This window comes from Rhodococcus sp. C-2, assembly GCF_027854095.1.
GTDB lineage: Bacteria > Actinomycetota > Actinomycetes > Mycobacteriales > Mycobacteriaceae > Rhodococcus_F > Rhodococcus_F qingshengii.
Map to the genome: position 1 here is coordinate 421,692 of NZ_JAQGFI010000001.1, position 12,560 is coordinate 434,251.

Here is a 12,560-nt window from a genome sequence, read left to right on the forward strand (position 1 = left end):
GCCACTCGTGTTCCGGCAACGGATTCCCCTACTGAACCAGGGCCTTGATAATGCGGGCAGCTTCGGCCGGGTAGATGGGGCGGTCGGACCCACCACTCAATACCCAGTGGACTGGACTACCTTCGTCTAGGACTCGGAGTTGCACGTCGAGCGGAAACGCATCGATGTCAGCCGAGTCGACTGCAAAGACATGGACAATCTCATGCCCAGGTCGCCCCTCGAACTCGAAGATGTTCTCTACGACCTCGAGCAACTCGACGCTTCCCAACGTGACGCCGAGTTCCTCCGCGAACTCGCGCCGCAGCGCTGCCTCGGCCGTCTCACCGAACTCGATACCGCCACCGATCAATCGATGAAAGTTCTCCCCCGTGACAGAGTCCGTGCCGTCGAGTATGAGTATGTGACCGGAACGGACAGGTATCCCCAGTGAGATGTTACGAATTGACGACATACGACACAGTTTAGGTGGCCAACTCGAACACCATTTTGAATCCGACGACGGCGAATATCACCAAAAGTGATGGGGTGGGCGCAAATACGACTTGGACTTGCCGAGACTCCCGATGACAGACTCGAACACCATTCCCGGACAAAAGAACCCATTGAGGAACCGATGAACGACGCAAGTACCTGGACCGCACGACTCGCCGCACTCGACCTGACGCTCCCGCCTGTTGCCACCCCCGCAGGCTCATACCTTCCCGCCGTTCAGACGGGGTCATACGTCTATACATCGGGGCAATTGCCGCTCGTCGACGGCACTACGACGTGCATCGGCAAGTTGGGCGAGGGCGTCTCCGTCGAAGACGCCGCCCAGGCGGCGCGGTTGTGCACTCTCAACGGACTCGCGGCAGTCGATGCCTTGGTCGGGCTCGATCGCATCGTTCGGGTCGTCAAGGTCGTTGGATTTGTTGCGTCCGGATCCGGATTTTCGCAGCAACCCCAGGTGATCAACGGTGCGTCCGACCTGCTGGCCGAGATCTTCGGTTCGGCTGGACAACACGCCCGCTCAGCGATCGGCGTCGCCGAACTACCCCGAAACAGTGCCGTCGAGGTCGAGTTCGTGTTCGAGGTATCGGACAGCATCTGATCGGTCTGCCACACCCCGAAGGGGCGGCGGTTGCCAACGCAACCGCCGCCCCTTCGTCTGTGAGGACTTTCAGGCACTGAGCCCGGTCGTCGAACCTGCTGTCACCAACCGCGCTCTGCGAGGCGGTGTCCGACGGGCAGGTCGTCGACGTTGATACCGACCATTGCCTCGCCGAGCCCGCGCGAGACCTTGGCGAGCACGTCCGGGTCGTCGTAGAACGTGGTGGCCTTGACGATGGCCTCGGCGCGCTGCTTCGGGTTGCCGGACTTGAAGATGCCCGATCCGACGAACACGCCCTCGGCGCCGAGCTGCATCATCATGGCAGCGTCTGCCGGGGTGGCGATGCCGCCGGCGGTGAACATGGTGACCGGCAGCTTGCCGGCCTTGGCGACCTCGACGACCAGTTCGTACGGGGCCTGCAGTTCCTTGGCGGCTACGTACAGTTCGTCCTCGCTCAGCGAGGTCAACCGGCGGATCTCGCCGCGGATGGTGCGCATATGGGTGGTGGCGTTGGAGACGTCTCCGGTGCCTGCTTCACCCTTCGAGCGGATCATGGCCGCGCCTTCGTTGATGCGACGGAGCGCTTCGCCGAGGTTGGTGGCGCCACAGACGAAGGGAGCGGTGAACTTCCACTTGTCGATGTGGTTGGCGTAGTCGGCCGGGGTCAGGACCTCGGACTCGTCGATGTAGTCGACGCCGAGGCTCTGCAGGATCTGCGCTTCGACGAAGTGACCGATGCGTGCCTTGGCCATGACGGGGATGCTGACGGTGGAGATGATGCTGTCGATCATGTCCGGGTCGCTCATGCGCGAGACGCCGCCCTGTGCGCGAATGTCTGCGGGGACCCGCTCGAGTGCCATGACGGCGACGGCGCCTGCGTCTTCGGCGATCTTGGCCTGCTCAGCGGTGACCACGTCCATGATCACACCGCCCTTGAGCATTTCAGCCATGCCGCGCTTGACGCGGGCGGTGCCGATGGCGGTGGTGGGGGCAGAGTCGGGGGTGCTCACAGCAAACTCCTGCAGTAGTGGCGTGACGAAAGAAACGAGGCACGGCGAACACACGAGTTCATTCGCTCGGAGGCCTCTGGCCAGAACTCTAGGACTAACCGGCCTTCGATTCCGTATCCAATTTGCCATTGCTGGCCTTAAACTGCCCGCGAGCACTGAACGACCGAACGATCAGCGGATGGAACGCACTTCCGGATCCTCGGTACCGTCCGCGATCGTCGCCGCTTCCACCAGGAGGTTTGCCAGATCCAACGGGTAGACCGGCTCACCGGACTTGGCCAATTGGCGGATCTCGTCGGCGCTGCACCAGCGATGGCCGGTGATGGCACGCTGCTCCAATTCCGTGTGGCCTTGGAAGACCGGCTCGAAGCCGTGAGTGCGCGTAGCGAAGAACAGCTCTTCCGAACGGATCAGCTCACCGTCGAACGGGAAGATCGCCACCCGACGCCAGAGCGGACCTCGCAGATTCTCCGGATCCACGACGAATCCGGTCTCCTCCTCGATCTCACGAACGGCAGCCGCTCGCAGATGTTCGCCGCGTTCGAGCCCGCCGCCGACGGTGAACCAGAAGTAAGTGTTCGGGATCTTGGGATCGTGCCCGCGCAACAGCAGCACCCGATCTTCCTCGTCCAGCATCACCACGCGGGCAGAGGTCCGTGACGTATCCACGGTGATGCCCTCGGGCACCGCCGCCGCGGTCGTGCGCTCCGATATCTCGAAGTACTGAGGTAGCGGTGCCGTTCCCCCGAGGTGCAGCCAGCGAACAAGTCGACGCGTACGCAACGCGAGAGTGTCGCGCACCGCGTCGTTGTGGAACCGCCGAGCGATCAGGACCCTCGCCTCGGCATCGGCCAACTCGGCCACCAGTTGAGGTCGCAGCGACGTCGTGCCGTAGGCAGCGAGAGCATTGGACAGCCGGTTCTCGGCAAGCTCGCGATCCTGACGATCCGCACGTTCGGCGGCGTCCGCCAAGGTGACGAATCTGCGGGCGTCGTCGGCGCTCATGTCCACAGCCGCCGCGCGGACAACCGCGGCACGACGGGACAGAGCCGCATCGAGCGCCAACCACGACTGATCCGAACGCACATGCAGTCGATCGAGTCGGTTCGCCGTCCCGTACGCCCACAGTCCGACGACCAGGACGACGGCAGCGACGAGCCCGAGAATGAAGATCGTCAGAGCGGAGAAGGTCATGAACCCACCACGCGTACGCCGGTACCGCCGACCGTGACGGTCTCGTAGACACGCAGGATCTGCTCGGCTACCACCGGCCAGTCGTATTCGGCAACAACACTTGTCGCGGTGTTGACCAGCGCGCGTCGTCGATCCGGGTCACCGAGAACGGAATCGATTGCCTCGGCCAAGGCATCGGAGTTCCCGATGGGGACCAGCAAGCCGGCCTGACCGTCGCGAAGAACACGGCGAAAAGCGTCCAACTCACTGGCCACGACGGCAGTGCCAGCCGCCATGGCCTCGACCAGCACGATCCCGAAGCTCTCACCGCCGAGATTGGGCGCGCAGTAGACGTCCGCACTGCGAAGCGCCGACGCTTTCTCCTCGTCACTGACCTGCCCGAGCAGGCGGAGATGCTTGAAGTACTTACCCGCCTCTTTGCGGAGTTTCTCCTCGTCGCCGCGTCCGACCACGATCACTTCGAGATCCGGGTGACGCTCGACCAACTCCGGCAGCGCACCGAGGAGGACGGCCATCCCCTTGCGCGGTTCGTCGTAGCGACCGAGGAACAGAATGGTTCCGCCCTCGCGCGGGTAGCCGGGCAACAGATCGGCCTCGGCAAACGCTGCGACATCGACGCCGTTGGGGATCTCGACCGCGTCGGATCCGAGAGACTCGACCTGCCAACGACGCGCCAACTCCGAGACTGCGATCCGGCCGCTGATCTTCTCGAGATACGGAGCCAAGACACCCTGAAACGTGCTCAGCACCAACGACTTCGTGGTCGACGTGTGGAAGGTGGCGACGATCGGGCCTTCCGCGATGCGCAACGCGAGCATGGACAGACTCGGCGCATTGGGTTCGTGGATATGTAGAACGTCGAAGTCACCTTCCGCGATGAACTTGCGGAGGCGGTTGTTCGCCGTCGGGCCGAAAGACAACCGCGCAACAGAACCGTTGTAGGGAATCGCGACGGCTTTACCTGCGGAAACCACAAAATCCGGCAACTCGTCGTCATCGGACGACGGCGCAAGCACACTCACTTTGTGACCACGTTCGATCAGCACCTCGGCCAGATCCACCACGTGCGCCTGGACGCCGCCGGGGACGTCGAAGGAGTACGGGCAGATCATGCCGATTTTCATTCACCCTCCATGCGGGCGAGCCGCGATTCGGAAAGGTCCGAGCGCCACAGCGGTTGAAGCATGTGCCAGTCAGCGGGGTGCGCTGCGATGTTGACCGCGAAACGGTCGGCAAGTGCTTGCGTGGCCGGGCCGACTCCGCCGGATACGTCGATCGGTGGGTCGATCTTGAAACCCCATCCGTCGGGTGTGAACCAGCAGTGGACCGGTAGCAGCGGCGCGCCGGTGTCGATCGCGAGCTTCGCCGGGCCCGCGGGCATCCGAGTAGGTTCGCCGAAGAAGGTAACGGGCACACCCTTCTTCGCCAGATCGCGCTCCCCCAACAGGCACACGATCTTGTTCTCACGCAGATGCTTGGAGAGTTCGACGAACGGTGGATGCTCCCCGCCGCTGAGCGGGAAGATCTCGAAGCCGAGACTCTCGCGATAGTCGACGAACCGTTCGTACAGGGATTCGGGCTTGAGCCGCTCGGCAACGGAGGTCAACCCGCCCCACTGCTGAACGCACCACACGCCGGCCATGTCCCAATTACCGCTGTGAGGCAACGCCAATACCGCGCCATGACCTGCCGCCATTGCCTTTTCCAGATGTTCTTGGCCCTCGACCAGCGCATGCAGCGCCTTACCTGTCGCGACCAGGTCCATCGACGGAAGACGAAACGCCTCACGCCAATACCGGGCGTACGAGCGCATCGAATCCTTGATCAACTGATCCGGAACTTGCTCCGGCGTCGTGCCCAGAACTCTCGCGAGGTTCTTCCTGAGTTGTTCGGGTCCGCCCTTGCGTACCGCGAAATCCGCTCCGGCGTCGAACAGCTTGACCGCCACCGATTCCGGCAGGCTTCGCACCAGACGCCAACCCGCGGCGTATCCCAGATCTGTTGCACGCTCGGCAAAGCTCATTTCTCTGCCTCGCCGTCCGTGTCCGGCGCACCTTCGACCGTCGATGCGGCCGGGGCGATCGGCAGAAGTTCCCGAGCGCCAGGCGAATTGCGCACCGCGAGCACTCGTTGGAAGACCGTCACGATACTTCCGGCGGCAAGTACCCACATCGCGATGTGAATCGCCCACGGTAGACCCATACCTGTCAGGCCAGATCCGACCAACACGATGATCAGTCGGTCCGGGCGCTCGATCCACCCGCCGTCCGCAGTCAGCCCGCTCGCCTCCGCGCGCGCCTTCGCGTACGAGATGACCTGCGAGGTGACGAGGCAGATGAGCGTCGCGACGAGCAGCCACTTGCTGTTCTCGTGGTAGACCGCCCACCAGGCCAGGCCGGCAAAAATCGCGCCGTCGGCGACGCGGTCGCAGGTCGCGTCCAGTACCGCCCCGTACCGCGTTCCGCCGCCGCGAGCACGAGCCATTGCGCCGTCGAGCATGTCGAACATGACGAAGAACCAGATGAACATGGTTCCCCAGAACAGATGTCCGGACGGAAACAGCGTCACCGCACCGGCGACGCTTGCCACCGTGCCGATCACCGTCACCGAGTCCGGCGTCAGACCGGTCTTGACCAGCGCCTTCCCCATAGGTGCCGTCACCTTGGACACCGATGCGCGCCCGAAGAAGCTCAACACCGCAGGAACCCTCCCCGTCGTGAGTTCCGGTTCGGAACTCGTTGCAGCAATGCATCCTGCCATGAAGCCGGATGCGTCAACCTATTGTTGCCAGGCACCGGCGAGTAGTCCCCTGGTCTCCCGCAGCAATTGCGGCATCACCTTGACCCCACCGAGCACGGTGATGAAGTTGGCGTCGCCGCCCCAACGTGGCACTACGTGTTGGTGAAGGTGCTCGGACAGCGAACCGCCCGCAGCGGCACCGAGATTCAGGCCGACGTTGAATCCGTGAGGATTCGACACGCTCTTGATCACCCGCAACGCCTGCTGGGTGAACGCCATCAACTCGGCGCTCTCCTCCGGCGTCAGGTCTTCGAGTGCCGCGACCTTGCGGTACGGAACCACCATCAGGTGCCCCGGGTTGTACGGATACAGGTTCAGAACCGCATAGACATGCTCACCGCGGGCAACGATCAGTCCTTCTTCGTCCGACATCTTCGGAATGTCGATGAACGGTTCACCTGTCGTGCCCGGGGTGTTGGGCGCCTCGGTGATGTACGACATCCGATGCGGCGACCAAATGCGCTGCAAATGGTCAGGGTCACCGACGCCGTGGTCGATCAGCGAACCCGGACCGTCGTCACCGGGGGCGCTCACTGCGCCACGCTTGGCTGCACCAGTTCGGCTGTCGGCGAGGCGTTCTCGCGGCGGCCGATCCACTCGGTGATGATCCGGACGGCGTCGTCGACGGGAATGCCGTTGATCTGCGTGCCGTCACGGAAACGGAAGCTGACCGCGCCGGCCTCCACGTCACGCTCGCCCGCGAGGAGCATGAACGGGACCTTTTGCGTGGTGTGGTTACGGATCTTCTTCTGCATACGGTCGTCACTGAAGTCGACCTCGGCGCGAACACCGGCTGCCTTGAGCTTCTTCGTGACGTCGAACAGGTGATCGGCGAACGCCTCGGCCACCGGGATTCCGACGACCTGCACCGGCGCCAGCCACGCCGGGAACGCGCCCGCGTAGTGCTCGGTCAGGACACCGAAGAACCGCTCGATCGAGCCGAACAGCGCGCGGTGGATCATGACCGGACGAGTCTTGACGCCGTCGTTGCCGGTGTATTCGAGCTCGAACCGCTCGGGCAGGTTGAAGTCGAGCTGGATGGTCGACATCTGCCAGGTGCGGCCGAGTGCGTCCTTGACCTGAACGGAGATCTTGGGACCGTAGAACGCGGCTCCGCCCGGATCCGGCACCAGAGTCAGGCCGGAAGCTTCGCCGACCTCGGCGAGCGTTGCAGTTGCCTCTTCCCAGACGTCGTCGCTACCGACGAATTTGTCCGGGTTCTTGGTGGACAGCTCGAGGTAGAAGTCGTCGAGGCCGTAATCCTTGAGCAGGTTCAGCACGAACTGCAGCGTGGTGGTCAGCTCGTCGCGCATCTGCTCACGGGTGCAGTAGATGTGAGCGTCGTCCTGGGTCATGCCGCGCACGCGGGTCAGGCCGTGGATGACGCCGGACTTCTCGTAGCGGTAGACCGAGCCGAATTCGAAGAGCCGCAACGGCAATTCACGGTACGAGCGTCCGCGAGCACGGAAGATCAGGTTGTGCATCGGGCAGTTCATCGGCTTGAGGTAGTAGTCCTGGCCCGGCTTGCGCACGGTGCCGTCCTCGTTCAGTTCCTCGTCGACGTGCATCGCCGGGAACATGCCGTCGCGGTACCAGTCGAGGTGACCGGAAACCTCGTACAGATGCCCCTTGGTGATGTGCGGAGTGTTGACGAACTCGTAGCCCGCCTCGATGTGACGGCTGCGCGAGTAGTTCTCCATCTCGGTGCGGATGATGCCGCCCTTGGGATGGAACACCGGCAGACCCGAACCGAGCTCGTCGGGGAAGCTGAAGAGGTCCAGTTCGGTACCGAGCTTGCGGTGATCACGACGCTCGGCCTCGGCGAGCAGTTCGAGGTATTCGTCCTGAGCCTCGGTGGACTCCCACGCGGTGCCGTAGACACGCTGAAGATCGGCGTTGTCCTGGTTGCCACGCCAGTAGGCGGCGGAGCTTCGGGTCAACTTGAAGGCCGGGATGTGCTTGGTGGTCGGAATGTGCGGGCCGCGGCACAGATCGGACCAGATCTTGTCGCCGGTACGAGGATCGAGATTGTCGTAGATGGTCAGCTCGTTGCCGCCCACCTCCATGATCTCGGGATCGTCGATACCGGACTTGTCGTCGATCAATTCGAGCTTGAACGGCTCGTCGGCCAACTCGACCCGAGCGTCTTCGATCGAATCGACCACTCGACGCGAAAAGCGCTGTGATCCCTTGATGATCTGCTTCATACGCTTTTCGAGCTTGGCCAGATCCTCCGGAGTGAACGGGCGGTCCACCGCGAAGTCGTAGTAGAAGCCGTCCTTGATCGGCGGACCGATGCCGAGCTTCGCGTCGGGGAATTCTTTCTGAACCGCCTGCGCGAGGACGTGGGCCGCGGAGTGCCGGATGACGCTGCGGCCGTCTTCGGTGGATGCTGCCACCGGCTCGACGTCGACATCGACCTCAGGTGTCCACGACAGATCCTTGAGCGTTCCCTCGCCATCGCGGACAACGACGATCACGTCGGGCCCCTTCGTGGGGTATCCGGCTTCGCGCACTGCAGTCCCGGCGGTCGTCCCCGCGGGCACCCGAAGTGGGGCGGCTGAGTGCTCTGGCGCGGGACTGGTCACGGCGATGTGCTCCTAAAGGTATTGCGACAAGTTAGACAGGCGTCGTACCCACTACGAGCACGCGCACGATCATGTTATCGGCCCTACCGACATGGTGAGACAACCGAGTGAAGGAAACCGGGCCGCGTTCAACTCACAGCGGCGACTCGAGCCACGAGTAGTCCAGGCCCACCCATGTCCCGATCAGGCCGAAAGTGCCGAGCACCCACAAAGTCGCCAGGACGATCACTGTGGTGAACAGAACGCCCAAACCTTTGACGAACAGCGACTGCTTGCCGAACCATTCCATGAACCGGTCGTATCGAGCCTTCGCGAAATGAAGGAGTCGATGTGCCCACGCGAACTCCGACGCCAGGATGCCGAGGCCGGCGAAAACGATGAGCCAACCGGGCCCGGGGTACGGAATAGCCACGATGCCGGCGGCGAACACGATCGTGCCCACGACTCCGACGCCGATGCGGTACGCAAGATTGAGGGTGGGCCGCGCGGCGATTCCCGCGCGCCACCGCTCCCAGCGGGACTCTGCGTCCTGGAAGACGGACAGGTCTGAATCGTCGACGGAAGAATCGACCTTTTCGGTACTCAAAGCAGTCACCTTTTCGGTCGCGAAATGTCTCTTCGACCAGGCTACCGAAATCGTCGCCCGGCGACCTGCGACGACGGTCTGCATGCCGAAATAACCGTGCCCTCGAACAGCTGTGCCCTCGACCAGCTGTGCTCTCAAACGACTGAAGGCGTCCCCGATGATCGGGAACGCCTTCAGTGTTTTTCTGTGGTCCCGGCTGGGATCGAACCAGCGACCTTCCGCGTGTGAAGCGGACGCTCTCCCACTGAGCCACGGGACCGTAAGTCATCCGAACGCATGCGCTCGAACGAGTTGGAACATTAACACGGCTGCGCGATGAATACGAATCACCAGGTTGGCATTCGTTTTGCTCCAGGCGACCCCGAAATCTACGAATTCGAGCTGATTTCAGACCGTATTCATCGCCAAGACGGACAGTTGCAACGCGCGCAACGGGCCGATTCGACTCCGAACACGCCACTGAGCTGGTGATTTGTGTGTATCCGACACGGTCGGCTAATGTTTCCAACGCACCGAGGAGAGCGAGCAGCTCCCCAAGCAACACGGTGCGATGCGGACGTGGCGCAGCTGGTAGCGCACAACCTTGCCAAGGTTGGGGTCGCGGGTTCGAATCCCGTCGTCCGCTCGAGAGGTGTGACTCAACCTTTTACGGTGGAGTGGCCGAGTGGTGAGGCAACGGCCTGCAAAGCCGTGCACACGGGTTCGATTCCCGTCTCCACCTCGCGCGATTAGCTCAGCGGGAGAGCGCTTCCCTGACACGGAAGAGGTCACTGGTTCAATCCCAGTATCGCGCACCACGTCAGGCCCTAGGGCCTGATGGTCAAGACCTGCTTGCAGGTCTGATAAGTTAGAAAAGTACTGAGTTCCGGTAACGGAGTTCATTGCTCATGCGGACGTGGCGCAGCTGGTAGCGCACAACCTTGCCAAGGTTGGGGTCGCGGGTTCGAATCCCGTCGTCCGCTCCATTTTTCTCCAGAACCCGCGCGATTAGCTCAGCGGGAGAGCGCTTCCCTGACACGGAAGAGGTCACTGGTTCAATCCCAGTATCGCGCACCATTTGAGAATGCAAGAAGCCGGAACCTCAGGGTTCCGGCTTTTTGCGTTCGAGCGCCGAACACACGGGCCGCAGTACTGACGCAAGCCCCCTCGGGCATCCACGTCAGTACTGCGGTTGATGTAGCTGATCAGATTGTTGTAACTGCTCAGTGAGAGAAGCGGTTCGCTGCCGAAGTCATCGCGCGCAGCGAGGACTCCGTCGACGACTCCGCAATACCCATCGCCCAGCTCCGACGGCCGTCGCACTCGGTGAAGATGAACGTCGCAGTGCGGTGGCCGATCTGGTGCTGATGGAAAGACAGGATCTCGAGCGAGATTCCCGCGTCGTGCAGCATCGACGTCATGGCTGAGATCGCGCCGGTCGAGGTGGCGGACGCTTTCTGGATACGCTCCCCCAGACCGAGAGTCGCTTCGAAGGTCCAACGACCCGGCGCAATCTTCTCGGAGGACCACGCACCCAGACGGATCGGGCCGCTCATAGCCGCATACGTGGACTCGAACTCGGTCCACGACATCGCTGAGCATTCGGCACGCAAGCCGGCGGGCAGAGATTTGCCGTGACGCGCCGCAAAGGGATCAGCAGCAGAAGAAGAATCAGAAGCGAAAGCGAAGTTGTAAGTCATGATCGTGGTCTTCCTGGAATGAAGTGGAGGACCAACTGGTAGCAAGACGACCCGCAGCGAGGGGTCGGTCCGATTCAGACCCCGCTACGGCGGCTTACTACGAGAATTCGCTTCATGAGAGACGAGGCTAGGCGGCCCGGTTCGAGAATGCAACCCAGACCGCCGCCGCACAGGTCAGACCTGAGCCGCTTTGTGCTCGGCGATCAGGGCGCGATACCACTCGAACGAGGTCTTCGGTGTGCGCTTCTGGGTGTCGAAATCGACGTGCACCAGGCCGAAACGCTCCTTGTATCCCGCAGCCCATTCGAAGTTGTCGAGAAGTGACCACACAAAATAACCGCGGACGTCGACACCGTCGTCCATTGCCGATCGGAGGGCGCGAAGGTGCGCATCGTGGTAGTCGATTCGTGCTTCGTCGTCGACGACGCCTGCGGCATCCGGGGCGTCGTGGAATGAACATCCGCTTTCGGTGATGTAGATCGGCGGCAGTGCGTCACCGAAGCGGGCGTGGAACGTCCGCAAGATCTCGCCCAGCCCCTCGGGAACGATCGGCCAACCGAAATCGGTTGTGGGATAACCGGTAATCGCGACAGGGGCAAAGGGCAGGCCCGGGGGCAGGTCGACTTCGAGCACACCTTCGGTCCCCTGGCCTTCCACCGGAGCAGCAATCATCGTCGGCTCGTAGTAGTTGATCCCGTACCAGTCGAGCGGCGCCCCGATGATTTTCAAGTCCTCGTCGACAGGACCGCTGAGCAGCTGAGCGAATTCGTCGGCCGGGTACTTCCCGACCAGAACCGGGTCGGCGAACATCCAATTGACGACGTGGTCGTAGATGTCGGCAGCCATCACGTCTTCCGGCGAATCCGAAGCGGCACGCACCGGAGCATGGTTCGAGGCGATTCCGATGTTCGTGCATCCGGTTGCCCGAAGCGCTTCGACAGCGAGGCCATGCCCGAGCAGCTGGTGATGTGCGGCTTGGAAAGCCTCGAACCCCAAGGCCAGTCCGGGGGCGTGAACTCCGAGGGCATGCCCGTAAAGCGTGTGCACAACTGGTTCGTTGAGCGGCATCCACATTCCGACCCGATCCGACAGCCGCTCGCCGACGACCTGCGCATACTCCCCCAGCCGATACGAGGTGTCGCGGTTCATCCAGCCGCCCTGCTCCTGCAAGGCAAGGGGCAGATCCCAGTGAAAGAGCGTGACGGCGGCAGTAATTCCCGCCGAACACAGTCGGTCGATCAGGCGGTCGTAGAAGTCGAGCCCCTTCGCATTCACTGCCCCCGATCCGGTGGGCAGAATGCGCGACCACGACAGAGACAGCCGATAAGCGTCGAGCCCGAGCTGATTCATCAGCTCGATGTCCGACTCCCAGCGGTGATAATGATCGGCAGCGACCGTCCCGGTGTCGCCCCCGACGACAACACCGGGACGGTCACAGAACTCGTCCCAAATCGACGGTCCGCGACCGTCTTCGGCCACAGCTCCTTCGATTTGATAGGCCGCAGTGGCGGTTCCCCAGACGAAGGAAGACGGAAATTCTGGTGTCGGCTGCCGAGTCATGTCGGTCAGTTAATCAAAGAACCGTGCAAAACACGCAGCTTTGTTGGACACTCG

At 62.5% G+C, this 12,560-nt stretch carries 12 protein-coding genes and 6 tRNA genes; 6 read left to right on the forward strand and 12 right to left on the reverse strand.

The genetic code is table 11. The annotated features are described in order from the left end of the window. Positions 1-28: 28 nt before the first annotated feature. Positions 29-451 carry an NUDIX domain-containing protein gene (locus PCS43_RS01800; RefSeq protein WP_042452073.1) on the reverse strand — a complete coding sequence of 141 codons (423 nt, stop codon included), beginning with the start codon at positions 449-451 and terminating at the stop codon, positions 29-31. A 162-nt stretch (positions 452-613) separates the two neighbouring features. Here PCS43_RS01800 and PCS43_RS01805 point away from each other — a divergent pair, with 162 nt between their 5' ends. Further along, positions 614-1,090, forward strand: coding sequence for a RidA family protein (locus PCS43_RS01805; RefSeq protein ID WP_050656607.1), 477 nt, complete (start codon positions 614-616; stop codon positions 1,088-1,090). Between the two features lie 101 nt (positions 1,091-1,191). Here PCS43_RS01805 and pdxS read toward each other — a convergent pair whose 3' ends face one another. From pdxS to PCS43_RS01850, 9 genes are all read right to left on the reverse strand, one after another. Further along, the gene (gene pdxS / locus PCS43_RS01810; protein WP_003943338.1) at positions 1,192-2,100 is read right to left on the reverse strand and encodes a pyridoxal 5'-phosphate synthase lyase subunit PdxS; all 909 of its coding nucleotides are present in this window, start codon (positions 2,098-2,100) and stop codon (positions 1,192-1,194) included. Between the two features lie 171 nt (positions 2,101-2,271). Beyond that, positions 2,272-3,294 carry an NUDIX hydrolase gene (locus PCS43_RS01815; protein ID WP_050656608.1) on the reverse strand — a complete coding sequence of 341 codons (1,023 nt, stop codon included), beginning with the start codon at positions 3,292-3,294 and terminating at the stop codon, positions 2,272-2,274. Beyond that, positions 3,291-4,418, reverse strand: coding sequence for a glycosyltransferase family 4 protein (locus PCS43_RS01820; RefSeq protein ID WP_003943332.1), 1,128 nt, complete (start codon positions 4,416-4,418; stop codon positions 3,291-3,293). Before PCS43_RS01820 ends, PCS43_RS01815 begins: the two co-directional genes overlap by 4 nt. Next, a complete protein-coding gene (locus PCS43_RS01825) occupies positions 4,415-5,317 on the reverse strand; it encodes a phosphatidylinositol mannoside acyltransferase (protein WP_030536867.1) in 903 nt (300 codons plus the stop codon). The genes PCS43_RS01820 and PCS43_RS01825 overlap by 4 nt, the downstream gene beginning before the upstream one ends. After that, positions 5,314-5,991, reverse strand: a complete 678-nt coding sequence (gene pgsA, locus PCS43_RS01830) for a phosphatidylinositol phosphate synthase (protein ID WP_007732918.1) — start codon at positions 5,989-5,991, stop codon at positions 5,314-5,316. The genes PCS43_RS01825 and pgsA overlap by 4 nt, the downstream gene beginning before the upstream one ends. 81 nt (positions 5,992-6,072) lie before the next feature. Then, positions 6,073-6,627, reverse strand: coding sequence for an HIT family protein (locus tag PCS43_RS01835; protein ID WP_003943307.1), 555 nt, complete (start codon positions 6,625-6,627; stop codon positions 6,073-6,075). Then, complete coding sequence (thrS, locus tag PCS43_RS01840) at positions 6,624-8,681, reverse strand: threonine--tRNA ligase (RefSeq protein ID WP_007732914.1); 2,058 nt, start codon at positions 8,679-8,681, stop codon at positions 6,624-6,626. Before thrS ends, PCS43_RS01835 begins: the two co-directional genes overlap by 4 nt. A gap of 133 nt (positions 8,682-8,814) precedes the next feature. Then, complete coding sequence (locus PCS43_RS01845; protein WP_030536868.1) at positions 8,815-9,267, reverse strand: TIGR02611 family protein; 453 nt, start codon at positions 9,265-9,267, stop codon at positions 8,815-8,817. 187 nt (positions 9,268-9,454) lie between these two features. After that, positions 9,455-9,526, reverse strand: a tRNA-Val gene (locus PCS43_RS01850). Positions 9,527-9,819: 293 nt separating this feature from the next. On the opposite strand from PCS43_RS01850, the gene PCS43_RS01855 reads away from it, so the two are divergent. The 5 genes from PCS43_RS01855 to PCS43_RS01875 all read left to right on the forward strand — a co-directional run bounded on the left by PCS43_RS01855 (position 9,820) and on the right by PCS43_RS01875 (position 10,323). After that, a tRNA-Gly gene (locus tag PCS43_RS01855) sits at positions 9,820-9,892 on the forward strand. 25 nt (positions 9,893-9,917) lie between these two features. Then, positions 9,918-9,988: transfer RNA gene (locus PCS43_RS01860), tRNA-Cys, on the forward strand. 1 nt (position 9,989) lies between these two features. Beyond that, a tRNA-Val gene (locus PCS43_RS01865) sits at positions 9,990-10,064 on the forward strand. 92 nt (positions 10,065-10,156) lie between these two features. Further along, positions 10,157-10,232: transfer RNA gene (locus PCS43_RS01870), tRNA-Gly, on the forward strand. Positions 10,233-10,248: 16 nt separating this feature from the next. After that, positions 10,249-10,323, forward strand: a tRNA-Val gene (locus PCS43_RS01875). Between the two features lie 146 nt (positions 10,324-10,469). Here the strand turns inward: PCS43_RS01875 and PCS43_RS01880 are convergent. Both PCS43_RS01880 and PCS43_RS01885 read right to left on the reverse strand, forming a co-directional pair. Continuing rightward, on the reverse strand, positions 10,470-10,946 hold the full coding sequence (locus PCS43_RS01880) for an alpha-isopropylmalate synthase regulatory domain-containing protein (RefSeq protein WP_003942597.1): 477 nt from the start codon (positions 10,944-10,946) through the stop codon (positions 10,470-10,472). 174 nt (positions 10,947-11,120) lie between these two features. After that, entirely contained in the window at positions 11,121-12,506 is a 1,386-nt protein-coding gene (locus PCS43_RS01885; protein WP_030536869.1) for a GH1 family beta-glucosidase, read from the reverse strand. Positions 12,507-12,560 lie beyond the last annotated feature (54 nt).